This window comes from Winogradskyella wichelsiae (genome assembly GCF_013403925.1).
Taxonomy (GTDB): Bacteria; Bacteroidota; Bacteroidia; order Flavobacteriales; family Flavobacteriaceae; genus Winogradskyella; species Winogradskyella wichelsiae.
Genome location: NZ_JABFDJ010000004.1, coordinates 168,763 through 184,870 on the forward strand (window position 1 = coordinate 168,763; position 16,108 = coordinate 184,870).

A 16,108-nucleotide genomic window follows, 5' to 3' on the forward strand; every position below is an offset into this window, starting at 1 on the left:
ACTAGATTTAAATTATGATATTAATCATGTTTAACTTAAAGCCAGCAACTTAGACTTTACAAGTTATCTAACTGATTCTCATTACCATCTTTACTAATTGTCCAGAAGAAACCAACAAAAAAGAACTGATCTGCAGCTGGCGTTAATGCTCTTCTATCAAAATGACCATTGAGATTTGGTGTGTCTGCATATTGATAACCATTTATATTTTTAAAACCTAAAACATTATCTACTGAAATATATAAAATTTTTTGTTGGTCTATTAAATAAGACCAGTTTAAACTAAGACTATTAAATGATTTTGTCTGCTCACCTAAATAGCTATTAGTATTGGGATTTGTGTAAGGTCTGCCTGAAGAAAAACTATAAGACAAACCTACCTGACTTTTCCATTTATCAATCCAATATTTACCAACAACAGACAGATTATGGTTTGTTGCATAATTAGGTTGTGCTGAAGTTTCAAAATTTCTGTAATTACGTTCTGTATCTAAATACGAGTAACTAACCCAATAATCTATGGCTTTAATACTTGTATTATCTCGCCAAAAAAGATCTACACCTTGAGCATACCCGTTTCCTGTTGAGCTGAAGTTACTATTGTATTGTTCTAAATCGGTATCAAATTTTACTAAATTATCATAATCTTTTCTATATGCTTCCGCTCTAAAAATTTTACCATTATCTACATATTGATAATTAAGAATGTAATGAGAGGTTTTCTGAGCTTTTAAAGCGTCTTCAAATTTTAAAATAGAAATATTTGGGTTCTGATAAAAACTTCCATAAGCTAAAGAAAATTGACCATTTTTAGAACTTTTATAAGCAAATGCTGCTCTTGGTGCCACATCGATAGTTTTAAATATAGCGCTATAATCTGCACGCAAACCAATTTTTAGAGCTAATTTTTTAGAAAATAAAATGTCTCCTTCTGTAAAACCAGCTGTAATGTTATTATTAAATCCGTAAGTTTCGTTTATAAAATCTTCAGTAAAATTCTCTTTAAAATCTGTTATAAATTGTTCTACACCAAAGCTTAGCTTTAATCTACTACTGAACCGTTTTTTTAATTTCAACTTTAAATGTGCTGAATTCTCAGTATCTTCTATTCGCTGAAATTCACCCCCTATTTTATCCTTGGCGTAAGTATAACTTACACCCGAAAGTATGCTCCAACTATTGCCTAAGCTTCCTTTGTAAGACGTATTAATGTAAAAATTATGATTATTTAATTTAAAATTAATGGCTTCATCGTAATTGATATCTTCTTGATTTAATTCTAATTTAGTCGCGTCAAAAGCGGCGTAAAACTTAAATATTCCTTGATTTAACTTTTGCCTAAACACCGTCTCGCCTTGTGCAACAATAAAAGGAGTTTTCCAATCATTTTTATCTTTAAAAACCGACAAATAAGGGGAAAGGTTTACATAAGATGCCTTAAAACTTAAAGACGTTTTTTCCCATTTCTGAGTATTTCCAAAACTAGCACCTAAACTCATTATACCTATATCCGTTTTTTCTTGATTAGGTTCATCTATCGTATTTAAAAGCAACACACTAGATAAAGCTTGTCCATACTCTGCAGAATAACCACCTGTAGAGAACGTAATTCCATCAAACAAAAAAGGTGAATAACGTCCTCGTGTTGGTGTATTACTTGTAGAAGGTGAAAATGGCGTAAACACACGGATGCCGTCTATAAATATTTGTGTCTCATCTGCACTACCACCTCTTACAAATAAACGACCGTCTTCGGCCACATTAGATGTTCCTGGTAACGTGTGTAATGCACCAACAAAATCACCTAAAGCACTTGCTGTAGTTACAACATCTAAAGCATTTAGTACTGAAACCTTACTATTATCGTTGGCTTCAAACGTCCCCGCACTAATGATAACAGCATTTAGACTTTCTACATCTTCTCGTAATCGAATCTGAAGATTTTTAAATTTTGAAACATTATCAGTTATCGTTTTGGTTTCAAATGATAGAAAAGAAATTATTAAAGTTTGAATTGCTCCTTCTTCACTTGAAAAGTTAAACCTTCCCGCTTTATCTGTTGTTGCTCCATCGTAAGTTCCTTCTAAATAAACATTGGCACCAATGATTGGTTGATTCTTAGAATTTAGAACTTGTCCTGTAATATTAGTTTGTGCATTACCTAAAGAGATTAAAAACAAGATGATTAAAGTGATTGATTTGTACATGAGTTGATTGATTATAAAGCCCAAAAGAGAATTAAGCTTTAATTACAATACAAACTTGACATTTAATTATCCCTAATAAAATTCCTGTTTCCTGAACTGTTAATTATCTATGACGAATTGAATATATTTAAAGAATCTCTACTTTAAACGGGTACTAAGTAAACTAAAAACGATTAATTTATGCCGTCTAAAATCGAAAAAAACTTCAGTATTATTTTTTTATTATTGTCTTTCTTGAACTTTTAACAGTCAGCTTTGAGTCTCTTAAAATGGTTCACTATTCTGTATAACCCGCTATTGTTATTAGTCTTATTTTATGATTCGTAAGAACCTCTAAATCCAAAACCAAACCAACAAAAACATTTATATTAGCTGCTTTAGTGTGCGCTGTTGTTGGTGACCTCTTTTTAATGTTTGTTGCGCAATCTGAACATTTTTTCACCTTAGGTCTAATCGCTTTTTTAACAGCACATATTATGTGTATTTTAGTGTTTTTAAAACATAGAAATACTAAGAAATTCCCATTTAAGTTTACGGGTCTATTGCTTATTTATGCCATAGGCTTATTTTATTTATTAAAAGAAGGTTTAAATGATATGCTAATCCTAGTAATCATTTACATCTTAGTGATATTGTGCATGGTAACAACAGCATTTTGGAGAAGAGAAAATATAAACCATCTTAGTTTTATTCTAGTATTTTTGAGAGCAATATTCCTTATATTATCAGATGGTATTTTGGCCATTAACAAGTTTTACAAACCACTACCCTTTTCTAATATAAGTATCTTGATAACGTATGCCTTAGCTCAGTATTTTATGGTTATAGGCATCCTAAAAACATAAAACCTCAGTTGGTATTAAGGAATAACAACTGAGGTTTATATATTAAATGAAGGTAATTTAATACCTACTTCTTATAAGGTCTTATAATAAGGCGTGCTGCTTTATCAAAATTAATATAATTATAAACCCAATTAAAAAGAACAATCACTCGGTTTCTAAATCCTACTAAAGACATTAGATGAACAAACATCCAGATAAACCACGCAAAAAAGCCACCAAATTTGTAGTGTTTTAAATCTACCACTGCTTTATTTCTACCTATCGTTGCCATTGAACCTTTGTCTCTATAAACAAAGGGTTTCATTGGTTTATTATCTATTAATTTTAATAAATTTTTTCCTAATAATTTACCTTGTTGAATTGCAGGTTGAGCAACTTGTGGATGCCCTTTAGGATAAGCTTCTGTTTCCATCAACGCAATATCTCCAAGCGCAAAAATATTTGTATAACCTTCTATTTGGTTAAATCGGTTGACATTATAACGGTTAATTCTATCTAAAACAGCTTCTGCCTTTAAACCCTGAACTGGAGCACCTGTAACTCCTGCCGCCCAAATTAAAGTTTCAGATTCTAATACGAGATCAGAATTGGTTGTTACTGTTTTTCCATCGTAATGCTTAACAAAAGTATTGCAATGCACTTTAACCCCTAATTTATTAAGAAACTTTAATGCTTTCTTAGAGGCATGCTTGCTCATAGGTGGTAACACACGATCCGCACCTTCTAATAAATGAATGTGCATATCATCAGGGTCTAAATCTCGATAATCTCTAGGTAAAATATTATTTTTCAACTCTGCTATTGCGCCAGCAAGTTCTGCTCCTGTTGGTCCTGCGCCTACAATTACAAAATTCAAAAAGGCTTCTCGCGCCTCATTAGAATCTGCGATAGCTGCTTTTTCAAAATTCTGTAAAATAAGACTTCTTATATTAAGTGCTTGCGGAACAGATTTCATTGGCATACTATTAGATTCAATAGCTTTATTACCAAAATAATTTGTTTTTGTACCTGTTGCAATAACTAAAAAATCGTAAGTTAAGTTTCCTATTGAAGTAATAATTTCATTACTATCTGGTAGAATTTGCTCTACCTCTGCCAAACGAAAATAAGTTGTATTATGTTTTTTAATAACCTTCCTTAAAGGATAAGCAATAGAATCTGGTTCTAATCCCGAGCTAGAGACTTGGTATAATAAAGGCTGAAACGTATGATAATTACGTTTGTCAATAAGTACGACCTGAACATTTTTATTTGCTAAAGATTTTGCTAAGTTAATACCTGCAAAGCCACCCCCTATGATGACAACTCTTGGTAGACTGGACTGAGGAATATTCATTAAATTAAGGTTGAGATTACACCCACAAAAGTACAAATTATAAAAGCCGAAATAACCTCCCTAAATCATGAAATCATAGAATTCGCTTAAAAACAATAAAGAGGTCTATTTATTCGGGTATTTTTAAAAATTTGATAATTAATGCATTTATAAAATCACAATCGGGTAATTATTTCACTTATTTTTAACATGCAAAATCTTTCAAACTGTACACTGATTAAATGTTTAAATATAATTATTTCTAAAAAAATTATAAAACTTGTAACAATACAACAACTATTACTACTAATAAAATAACCAACCATTATAATAATTGAATAAAGAACTAGAACATAGTTTTGTAGAACAATTGCAAAAGCATCAAAATATTGTGCATAAAGTGTGCCGTTTGTACACTAACAATGTTGATGCTCATAACGATTTGTTTCAAGAAATTACCATACAATTATGGCGTGCTTATCCTAAATTTAGAGGTGAGGCAAAGTTTAGTACTTGGATGTATCGTGTTGGGTTGAATACGGCAATTACATTGTATAGAAAATCGAAAAGGAGCATTAACACGCAAGAGTTTGATACTGTTGAGTACAAAATAAAGGCTGAAGAATATGATGATACAGAAGAGCAACAATTAAAGCTCTTATATCAAGCTGTTCACCAGTTAAATGACATCGAAAAAGCCTTAGTGTTCTTGTATTTAGAAGACAAAGACTATAGAGAAATAAGCGCGACATTAGGTATTAGTGAAGTCAATGCAAGAGTGAAAATGAATCGCGTAAAAAAGAAATTAAGAACCATACTAAATCCGTAACATTATGGATGAATTAGATTTATTAAAAAAGGATTGGAAAAAATCCGACAATCAATATACCTCATTTACCAATAGCGATATTTATAAAATGAGTCACAGAAAATCCTCTACCATTGTAAAAACATTGTTTTACATTAGTATGGCAGAATTAGTTTTTTGGATATTGATAAATTTTCTACCTTTTGTACTTTCAGATAGTATGAAAGCACAACTTGAAGCAATAAGCCATAGTTGGGTGTATGTCGCCCTCAACATCGTTAGTTATATCGTTATTGTTTTATTTGTCTATCTTCTTTGGAAAGCACAAAAGGCAATCTCTGTAACTGACAATGCTAAAAAATTAATGAAGAGCATTCTAAAAACAAGAAAAATTATAAAATACTATGTTCTATATAATCTTTTTTTAGCACTGGTAACTATTCCTATTTCGCTTTCATTTTCTATAAGTGAACATCCTGAGCTTTCAGAAAAAATAAGTACAGCTTCATCTGCTCAATTAGCGGTAATGCTTTTAGTAACAATAGTTATTACAGCTATTTTCTTAACGCTAATATGGTTATTTTATAAGTTAATTTATGGCATTTTAATTAAGCGCTTAAATAAAAACTATAATGAATTAAAGAAATTAGAGATCTAAAAAAATAGGAATAAAAAAAGTCAGCAATCTAATTGCTGACTTTTTTTTATATTAAAACTTAAAACCTACATATCTCGTAATTCTCTATTTAAACGCTCATTTTCCTCAAGTACGGCTTGCGGAATCACTTTTAAGAATGAAGGGTGTTGCTCTATTGCATATTCAATTTTTTCAACTATAGAATCTATCGACTCATTTTCATAGTCGATTTCTAAAGGTGCTTTAATTTCAAAAGATTGAAAGATATTTTTCTTTTTAACACGCAATCCTTTCTTATCAAAAGAACGTCTAAAACCATCGATAACAATAGGTACAACTACAGGTTTATAACGTTTAATAATGTGTGCTGTCCCTTTTCTAATAGGTTTAAAAGGTGTTGTTGTGCCTTGCGGAAATGTAATTACCCAACCATCATTAAGCGCTTTTCCTATACTAGAGATATCGCTCATTTTTACTTGTCGGTTAACATCTTTCCCTTGAGATCTCCATGTACGCTCAATACTAATAGAACCAACATAAGCCAAAATTTTTGGCAAAAGACCAGATTTCATCGTCTCTTTTGCTGCAACGTAGTATACATTAAGCTTAGGATTCCATAAATAACCTATGTTTTTAATAGAGTCTTCGCGATCACTTAAACTAGCATTAAACACATGAAACATAGAAATTACATCTGCAAAATAAGTTTGATGATTAGAAATAAATAGAACATTAGTTTCTGGTAGGTTTTTAATAATTTCAGAACCTTCAATCTGTAATTCATTAAATCCTCTAAAACGACGATGTGTTAAAGCACCTAAGATTCTAATCAACCATTTTTTGACCCAAAGTATATGTCCAAAAGGATTTCGTTTAAATAATCCCATAATTATATTTACCATTTATCTTGACCACAAATGTAAACATAATGTTAAATTATAGAACTATTTTTAACAAGTCTTTAATCTCACCAAGCATCATCGCTGTTGCTCCCCAAACAATATGACCATTAAATTTAAAAGCAGGCACATCGACTTCTACGCCTAAAGATGTTGGCACAGTTGTAGTTAAAGTACAGCTTTCACTTAAAAAATCAGTCAGCTTTACCTCAATAACAGCTTCGACTTCTTCATCTTGTTTTGTAAAAATTAAATATTCTTTAGACACCCCAATATAAGGATAAACCATAAAGTTACTAGGTGGTATATATATTGGAGACATCGTTTTTAAAACATCAAAATGCATCCTAGACACACCTATTTCTTCTTCAGTTTCTCTGATGGCCGTTTCTTTTAAATCGTTTTCATCTTCATCTTCATATTTTCCACCAGGAAATCCTACTTGAGCAGAATGAACCCCTTTATAAGTTTTACGAAGAATAAGAACCAAGTAGGTTTCATCATTCGTTTTAGGGTAAAACAATGCCATAACACCTGCTTTCCTGGCTGTTTCTGACTTGCTTTTCATTTCTTCTGCCAATTCTAACCTATAAGGTGGAGACATTTTAGCATGAGAGTCTTCGCCAAAAAGCTCAAGATGTTTTATTTTTACTACAGATTCTAAAAACCTATTAAATAGCATTTATGAGATTTCAATTATTATTTCCAATGGTTATCACCATTGGGTTATTACTAATGAATTGTGAAGATAAGCAAACTTCAAAACATAAAAACACCTCCGTTGCAAAAGATTCTACCATTTCTAAAACTGAAAGTCAACCCAAACCGAAAACAGAGCCAGAATTCCCGATACTTACTGACGATAATGCTATGGAATTCTTTTTAAAATATGAAAAAGAAAACCCTGAAAACAAAATTAGAATCACTACTGATTTTGGAGTTATTGAAATTCAATTGTATGATAAAACAAAATTTCATAGAGCTAATTTCGTTTACCTCACCAAACGTAATTATTTTAAGAATACCCAATTTTACAGAGTCGTAAAAAACTTTGTAATTCAAGGGGGTAGTAGTGATGATTACAATATTGCCAAAAGACGACAAAAGATTGGGCATTACCTACTACCACCAGATACCAAAAGAGGTTACACACATAAACGAGGTGCTGTTTCTATGCCCAGTAGTGAAATTGAAAACGCTTATAAATTAGCATCACCTTTTCAGTTTTTTATTATTCAACGCGATGGAGGTGCTGATTATTTAGATGGAGATTATACTGTTTTTGGTGAAGTAACCTTGGGGATGGACGTTGTAGATGAAATTGCTAACGTAAAAACAGATGAAGGAGATTGGCCACTAAGTAATGTTTATATCAGAAATGTAGAATTGATTAAGTAACCATAAAATCCATAAAGAAGTTAATTTATAATGAACTGTTCTCTGTAAAATTTCATATATAAATGAAAGCGTTAAATCTGCAGGAATTATTAACTATTTTAATATTGTCAATTGTAATTTCAGTATCTTGTTTCCTTAATATAATTCAACCTCTATTTAATATTCCAAAACGATTACACATGATAAATAAATCCATTACAACTACCATTATTTGCAGTATGATTTTTTTAGTAAGCTGCAAAGAAGATAGTAGCCCTAAAACAACTGAAAAAGCTATGAGCGATAACGTACTTATCCAAGAATGGACAGGACCTTATGATGGTGTTCCTGCCTTTGATAAAATTTCTGTTGAAGCCATTAAACTAGCAATGGAAGAAGCTATGAAGCTTAACTTAGCAGAAATTGAAATTATTGCTAACAATACTGAAGCCCCAACTTTTGAAAACACAATTGTTGCTATGGAAAGTGCCGGTAAAGCCTTAAGTCGCGTAAGTGCTTATTATGGAATTATGGGAGGAAATGTTTCTTCAACAGAATTTAGAGCTGTACAAGTAGAACTAGCACCAAAACTTTCTGATTTTAGATCTAAAATTTCACAAAACGAAAAACTATTTCAACGCATAAAAGCAGTTTACGAAGCTTCTCAAAAAACGCCTTTAGAATCTCAAGCACAGCGTGTCGTAGACTTAACCTACAAACAGTTTGAGATGAATGGTGCCAACCTCGATGCAGAAAAGAAAAAGCGTTATGCAGAGATTAACAAAGAACTGTCTTCGCTTTACACCGATTTTGCTAATAACGTCTTGCATGACGAAGAAAACTACATCACTTATTTAAACAAAAACCAATTAGGTGGTTTAGCTGATGGTTTTATAAAATCGGCAGCAAAAATAGCAACCGATAAAGGGCAAGAAGGAAAATATGCTATTACAAACACACGCTCTTCAATGGATCCGTTTCTTACCTACTCTACTGAACGTGAATTGCGACAAAAAGTATGGAAAAATTACTATGCTAGAGGTGATAATGGAGATGAATTTGACAATAACGACATGATTGCGAAAATCCTGAGACTACGTAAAGAACGTGTTGGCTTAATGGGCTATAAAAATTATGCAGAATGGCGTTTACAAGATCGTATGGCAAAAACGCCAGAAAATGCTATGGATTTAATGATGGCTGTTTGGCCAGCTGCAACTGCTAGAGTTAAAGAAGAAGTAGCCGATATGCAAACCGTTGCTAATGAACTTGGTGACGCTATTACTATTGAACCTTGGGATTACAGATATTATGCAGAAAAAGTGCGTAAAAAGAAATACGATTTAGACAGCGACGAAGTCAAACAATATTTACAATTAGATAAGCTAACAGAAGCGATGTTCTTTACAGCTGGTGAATTGTTTAATTACAAATTTACGCCTGTTGCAGAAGGTTCCGTTACTGTATTTCATGAAGATGTAAAAGTTTGGGAAGTAACAGATAAAACGTCAGGTAAACATATTGGTTTATGGTATCTAGATCCTTACGCGCGTGAAGGAAAACGTTCTGGCGCTTGGGCAACGACTTACAGAAGCTCAACCTCTTTTGAAGGTGACACCAATGTATTAGCTTCTAATAATTCTAACTTTGTAAAACCAGCACCAGGCGAAGCTGTTTTAGTATCCTGGGATGATGCCACTACGTTTTTCCATGAGTTTGGCCATGCATTACATTTCTTTTCTGCAGATGTAAAATACCCAACTTTAAATGGTGGTGTTAGAGATTATACAGAGTTTCAATCTCAGTTATTAGAGCGCTGGTTATCTACAGATAAAGTCATTAACAACTATTTAGTGCATTACAAAACTGGTGAGCCAATTCCGGCTACTTTAGTCGAAAAAATAAAGAAAGCCTCTACGTTTAATCAAGGTTTTGGCACTACAGAATATTTAGCTTCTGCATTAATGGACATGAAATTACATTTAGCGGATCCATCAGATATAGATATTGACACTTTTGAACGTGAAACTTTAGACGAATTAGGAATGCCCAAAGAATTACCAATGCGTCATAGAACACCACAATTTGGACATGTGTTTTCTGGTGAAGGTTATGCCACTGCTTATTATGGTTATATGTGGGCTGATGTTCTAACAAGCGATGCTTCTGAAGCATTTAAAGAAGCAGAAGGCGGATTTTATGATAAAGCCGTTGCAGATAAATTATTAAAGTATTTATTTTCGCCCCGTAATGCAATGGATCCTGCTGAAGCATATAAAAAGTTTAGAGGTCGTGACGCCAACATTGAGGCTTTAATGAGAGATCGAGGATTCCCTATACCTGAATAAATTAAATTATGTAATTTTTACTTAAATCATAGTTATCAAGATCTCTTTAGCTCTAAATAACTATGATTTTTTTTATGTAATAAGCTATTTATCAACTAAACACAACGTCATAATTCTATGAAAACAATCCTAGCCACAATGGTTTCAATAACATTCATGAATTATATACAAAAAACTGTGTAGGAAAAAGGTGTTCTAAAAAATTATTCAAGAATACTAAGACCTAATCGCTTCTTTTTTGATAAATCTGTAATAGTTCATATTGAAAAAATTAAAATACTATTCAGGCATTCAACAAATATTAAGACAGAAAATCATTCTTCTAATTGATAAAAACTAATACTTACACCTATATAATCAATTGCTTTTTTTTAATAAAGCACAAAAAACAGAAGGATTTTCTATTTGGCTATTATTAGTTAAATTAGTAACAAACCACACAATTAACTGACACACAAATATGTTGATTGTAAAAAAAAATGACCATCAAAAGAATTAAATATCATATATGAAAATATTATTTATCTCATTAAGCATAGCACTATTATCGTTAACAGCCGTAGCTCAAGATAACCCAAAACAAAACGCTGCCTCAACTGATAATGCTACTCTTACGTTTGGCTCTGAAGAGAAAACAACTTTTAAAATAGACACCTTACGTATTGCTTCCGGTAAATCTTATTTGATTTTAATTGATGTACAAAAAGAATACGACGACCCCACTGTAAGTATAATGGGAGGACCTGTAGATGATGAAGAAAAAGAACTTTTAAAAAATTTTGAAGAAGATTCATTTGAAATTATAAAACAATACCAACATACTTTAATACTCTTTGAAAATGGACAAAAATTAGACTTATCGTCTTTAGCCAATACCTTTCAAGGAGTAGCTTATTGGAACGGGAATATAGAAGACGATGTACAATTTAAAAATATAATTAAAAAGAGTACCGAATTTGTAGCAGAACAAATGGGACTCAACACACAATCGTCTTATGTGATAAATAATGAAAAGTACAAAGAAGCACTAGCGTTATTACAGAATAAAAATAATTTTACAGAAAAATCAAGACTAATAATGAATTCTTTTTTAGATGATGTATATAAAGCTTTTCTTAATAATCGATTAGGTCAAGATGCTAACTTATTCAATACCTTACCAGAAAATTTAAAAAAAATGAATTTATCTGTGAGCATTGGTAGCGAAGAAAAAATGCTAAAACGTAGTATTGAAATCAATAAAAAAGGACAAATTGATAAACTAATTTTATTTGATAGAGCTGGTAAAATATCTAGATCTATACAGTATATCTATGAAAATGACATTTTAAAAAAGACAATTAATGATCAGGGCACAACAACAATATTTAGTTATGATGATGATAAAATGATCTCTTTTCAAAATATTGGTGATGCCAATGAAACCAACGTATACTATCTAAAAAATGACAAAAAAAATATTGAAAATTATATAATTATGATAGATGATACATACGCATCTCAAAATTCATTATCCAAAACTATAAACGAAAAAAATTGTGAAATACGCTATATAAATAATGTTGTTTGGACTAGAAATTGTTTTACCGATCAAAATGTTTTTCCATATTTACATACTTACACCTCTTATCAAGATGGAGAAGTGTTGCAATACCGAAAATTTAAGATAGAAAAGAAAAACAAAAAAACGTATCATAAATATTACTCTAATGCTCAACAAGACACCGATAAAGATATGTATGAATTAAAAGGTATTTACCAATTAAACGACGATAACTTGGTTACTAATTATACTATTACTGATGATGAAGAAAAAGTAAATTTAGAAATAGAATACATTTATAATCACTAAAACCACCACAAAACCACATAACATAATATTAAACAGACAGTTGATTATATATAAAACGTAAACAATTTCTAAATTAAAAAATGACTACAAAAACCGAAGATTATTCTAGACAACTAAAATATTTACTCGTTTTAGGTGATGAAATTTTAAAAGAAGATGGAATCTTTAAAGAAGGCACTTTTTTCTCTAAACTAAGCCAATTTATATCATTTTATAAAGAAATAAAAACACCACTTTATGAAATTATTAAAAGCAAAAAAAACAATGAACTACCAAATCACGTAACATACCTACAAACTAATTTAGTGTTCATTAATTATCAATATCCAGCATTACCTATTTTTATATTAATGTTGGCTTTCCCTTTATTTGCAATAGGCTATTTTATTCTAAAATATCTTTATGTAAAAAAAATAAAGGCAAAAATGCGATTACTGCTACAAAATCTTTCTTCAATTCATTTTATAATTGACAATAATAAACACTAAAAACCTATAAATAAGATGCTTATAAACAACAAATTATCTATAAGCCTGTAAAAGTAAATAGCTAAGCCTAAAAAGATAGGATAACTATCAAATCGTTTTCTTTAGATTTTTCACATAGTTTCCTGAACATTAGAACCTTATATCTAAATTTCACAACCACTTATTACTCCTTTCAATATTATTTCAAATTTCTCATTAGATTTTTAATTACTAAATTAGTTACTTCAAAATCATAGAAACACAGCATTTTAATATTTAATTATGGGTATAAAAATTACTTTATCACTTCTTATCATCTCATTTACAGGTGTTATCAATTATAATTCCGATCAAAAATCAGAAATGCTAAATAATTATTTAGTTGACGCAGGAGAACAAAAAATATGGATTGGTAACTTAACCACTAAAAACCTAGAAGAATTTGCTTCTGGAATGTATACAGAAATAGATGGCTCAATTATGATAGAAAATTATGATGGATTAAATTTAATATTACTAAAAACATTGCAAAAATGTGCTGGTAACATAGAAATAGGTAATAATGAAAATTTAGAATCTTTAAAAGGATTGGAGAATTTACAAATAGTGGGTGGGCGATTTTCAATACTTAACAACCCTGAGTTATATAACTACTGTACACTTCAAAAAATACTTATAAATAAAGGCATAAAAGGTGTAGAAATTAGTAAAGACATCATTGAAAAATGGGAAATAGAAGACAATGGTTATAATCCTTCATTAATGAATCTACAAAATAAAAATTGTTCTATCCCAAAACTACCTGATTTCTGTTTCTCTTGTTAAAACCTTCGAAAAATGAAAAATAACTTTATAAAATTATTTGTTCTACTATTATTTACAGTCAATTTAACCGCGCAAGATTCTAACGTATGGGAAGGGGACCTCTATCCTAAGGATTTTGACAGTTTTCAATCAGGATCTTATAGCACTTTAAGGGGCGACCTAAGAGTTTATAATACAGACCTTAGAGACTTAAAACAACTACAGTCTCTAAAAATCATTAATGGTAATGTACATATTGGTATTGATAATTATAAACAAAATTTGAAAGGAGGGAATAAGGCTTTAATTTCCTTAAATGGCTTAGACAATTTAACAGAAATTTCTGGAGAGCTAGAAATTAGAGATAATAAATTACTAGAAAGTATCACTGCTTTAAAAAATTTAAAAAAAGTAAGTGAGCTCAATATTTCTCTAAACCCAATGCTGGTAAGTCTCGATGGCCTTAACAAACTTTCCAGCACGATACCATTAGGTTTAACTATTTATAAAAATAAAAGATTACAAGATATTTCACAATTATCCGGAATTACTTTAATTGGTAAGCATCTTGCTATTAGCTCTAACTTATCACTTAAAACTTTAGAAGGCCTACATAATATAGAAGCTATAGAAAACGGGTATTTAGACGTAAGAAGCAATACATATCTCGAAAATTTAAAAGGTCTACGTCAATTAAAAACAGTAGATAAAAACGTTGTTATAACAACTAATCCGGCTATAAAAAATCTTAAAGGCTTAGAAAAGCTTTCTAGTATTGGCGAAATATTACGAATTTCAGAAAATGGAAAACTTTTAAATTTAGAGGGGCTAAAATCTTTAAAAAGCATTGGAAAAGATTTTGAAATTAAAGCGAATAGTGAACTAACCTCTCTAGATGGATTAAAAAAACTAACAACTATTATTGGTGATATAGATATTGAAGACAACTCTATATTACAAAACATCAACGAATTAAACCTTATAAAAGGAGAAATAACGAATATCTATATCTCTAAAAATAGATCTTTAAAAGAAATATCAGGTTTAAACAATATAACTACTGTTAAAGAAAACTTTGTTTTTTCAAACAATCATTTAGAAAAAGTGACAGGTTTTAATAATCTTAAAACCATAGGAGAAAGCCTTAGTATTACTTGTCATTATTTAAAATCAATAAGTGGTTTTAGCAATCTTACAACCACACAAGATTTTGGAATAGGTAGCGAAATAGAAACTTTAGATTTAACTAATTCATTTAAAAAACTAACTGTTATTAAAAAAGGGTTTTATCTTTTTAGTAATAAAAAATTAGAGCATTTTAAAGGTCCTAATGCGCTGACTAATATTGAAAAAATGACAATTAATACAAATGAAAAACTAATTTCCTTGTCGGGTTTCAATGGTCTTAAAACAATAACTGAAAAAATAGAATTTAAAGATAATACACTATTAAAATCCATTGATGGCTTTAATAGCTTAGAAGCTGTAGGTGACATAAACATAGAAGACAACCCTGTACTAGAGCACATTAAAGGCTTTGAAAAAATAAACTTTATAGATAATCTATTTATAGATGAAAATATTAAACTATCTGATTTAAGTGGGTTTAGCAACTTAAAAAGTGCGAATGAAATATATTTAAGAAGAAATTTTGCATTAGAAGACCTAACCGGGTTTAGTAGTTTACAAAAAGTAAATGAAGAAATAAATCTTCATTATAATTCAGAATTAAAATCATTAAACGGACTCGAAAATTTAATATTTATAGGAAAACAACTCGATTTTACTGGTAATAGAAAACTTACAGATTATAATGCCTTGCAAGAAACGTTTCTACAATCTATATCAAACAATAATTTGTTTTTTTCAGCAAACGGATATAATCCTAACAGAAATCAGCTTCTTATTCATACAAAACTAGATACAAAATTAATCCCAGAATCTTATTTAGAACCACAAAGCAGATGGGAGCTATCTCTTTTACGTAATGAAATTTTTGCAAGAAAAGGTTACGTATTTGGCAAAGGAGAATTAACTGATTATTTCACAAAACAAGGTTGGTATAAACCTATAGAAGGTATAGAAATTGTTTTAAATGATATAGAAGAAGAAAACGTTAGACTCATAAAAACACACGAAAAAATACGTACAGACATGGCTACTAAAGCCTTACAAAATTTAAAACAACAATACTTAAACACTATAGATTTTTCTGGTGATTACAAGCAGTATTACCCTGTACTCATCAATTTTATTAAAGCTATAGATGTTAATAATGTAAAAAAATCAAATAGACTTTCTTTCTCAAAAGAAGCCGATTTTGACAAAAATGTTATTGGCATAGAACGTCAGAATGACGATGAATTAGATCATATTTCAATTTATTTTGATTATATAAAAAGAACCCTCAAGATTATTATTGAAGATAATTATTTAGAACAAGACGATTATGACAGTTGGCTGACAAATAAAATTATTGATTTCAAATTTAAAATAAACGAGGATCTTACCGTAGAATTTGAAAATGCAACAGACGAGTACAACTAATA

The 16,108-nt window shown here is 30.3% G+C and carries 13 protein-coding genes; 9 read left to right on the top strand and 4 right to left on the bottom strand.

The genetic code is table 11. From position 1 onward, the window contains the following. Positions 1–56 precede the first annotated feature (56 nt). Positions 57–2,207, bottom strand: coding sequence for a TonB-dependent receptor (locus HM985_RS09920; protein ID WP_179376104.1), 2,151 nt, complete (start codon positions 2,205–2,207; stop codon positions 57–59). 380 nt (positions 2,208–2,587) lie between these two features. Here HM985_RS09920 and HM985_RS09925 point away from each other — a divergent pair, with 380 nt between their 5' ends. Then, a complete protein-coding gene (locus tag HM985_RS09925) occupies positions 2,588–3,052 on the top strand; it encodes a lysoplasmalogenase (RefSeq protein ID WP_317167134.1) in 465 nt (154 codons plus the stop codon). A 64-nt stretch (positions 3,053–3,116) separates the two neighbouring features. Here the strand turns inward: HM985_RS09925 and HM985_RS09930 are convergent, their stop codons facing one another. Beyond that, positions 3,117–4,388 (bottom strand): NAD(P)/FAD-dependent oxidoreductase, encoded by a 1,272-nt coding sequence (locus tag HM985_RS09930; RefSeq protein WP_179376105.1) that lies wholly within the window; start codon positions 4,386–4,388, stop codon positions 3,117–3,119. 313 nt (positions 4,389–4,701) lie between these two features. On the opposite strand from HM985_RS09930, the gene HM985_RS09935 reads away from it, so the two are divergent. Beyond that, positions 4,702–5,196, top strand: a complete 495-nt coding sequence (locus tag HM985_RS09935; protein WP_179376106.1) for an RNA polymerase sigma factor — start codon at positions 4,702–4,704, stop codon at positions 5,194–5,196. A 4-nt stretch (positions 5,197–5,200) separates the two neighbouring features. Next, positions 5,201–5,833, top strand: coding sequence for a hypothetical protein (locus tag HM985_RS09940; protein ID WP_179376107.1), 633 nt, complete (start codon positions 5,201–5,203; stop codon positions 5,831–5,833). 65 nt (positions 5,834–5,898) lie between these two features. Here HM985_RS09940 and HM985_RS09945 read toward each other — a convergent pair whose 3' ends face one another. Both HM985_RS09945 and HM985_RS09950 read right to left on the bottom strand, forming a co-directional pair. After that, on the bottom strand, positions 5,899–6,699 hold the full coding sequence (locus tag HM985_RS09945) for a lysophospholipid acyltransferase family protein (protein WP_179376108.1): 801 nt from the start codon (positions 6,697–6,699) through the stop codon (positions 5,899–5,901). A gap of 49 nt (positions 6,700–6,748) precedes the next feature. After that, entirely contained in the window at positions 6,749–7,393 is a 645-nt protein-coding gene (locus HM985_RS09950) for an NUDIX hydrolase (RefSeq protein WP_179376109.1), read from the bottom strand. A 2-nt stretch (positions 7,394–7,395) separates the two neighbouring features. Between HM985_RS09950 and HM985_RS09955 the strand changes: the two genes are divergently transcribed. From HM985_RS09955 to HM985_RS09980, 6 genes are all read left to right on the top strand, one after another. After that, positions 7,396–8,109: a peptidylprolyl isomerase gene (locus HM985_RS09955; protein ID WP_179376110.1), complete on the top strand. Its 714-nt coding sequence runs from the start codon at positions 7,396–7,398 to the stop codon at positions 8,107–8,109. Positions 8,110–8,288: 179 nt separating this feature from the next. After that, positions 8,289–10,436: a M3 family metallopeptidase gene (locus HM985_RS09960; protein ID WP_179376111.1), complete on the top strand. Its 2,148-nt coding sequence runs from the start codon at positions 8,289–8,291 to the stop codon at positions 10,434–10,436. A 508-nt stretch (positions 10,437–10,944) separates the two neighbouring features. Next, positions 10,945–12,288, top strand: a complete 1,344-nt coding sequence (locus HM985_RS09965) for a hypothetical protein (RefSeq protein WP_179376112.1) — start codon at positions 10,945–10,947, stop codon at positions 12,286–12,288. 80 nt (positions 12,289–12,368) lie between these two features. Continuing rightward, entirely contained in the window at positions 12,369–12,776 is a 408-nt protein-coding gene (locus tag HM985_RS09970) for a hypothetical protein (protein ID WP_179376113.1), read from the top strand. Positions 12,777–13,037: 261 nt separating this feature from the next. Further along, positions 13,038–13,580, top strand: a complete 543-nt coding sequence (locus HM985_RS09975; RefSeq protein ID WP_179376114.1) for a hypothetical protein — start codon at positions 13,038–13,040, stop codon at positions 13,578–13,580. Positions 13,581–13,592: 12 nt separating this feature from the next. Next, a complete protein-coding gene (locus HM985_RS09980; RefSeq protein ID WP_179376115.1) occupies positions 13,593–16,106 on the top strand; it encodes a YARHG domain-containing protein in 2,514 nt (837 codons plus the stop codon). The last annotated feature ends 2 nt before the right edge of the window (positions 16,107–16,108 follow it).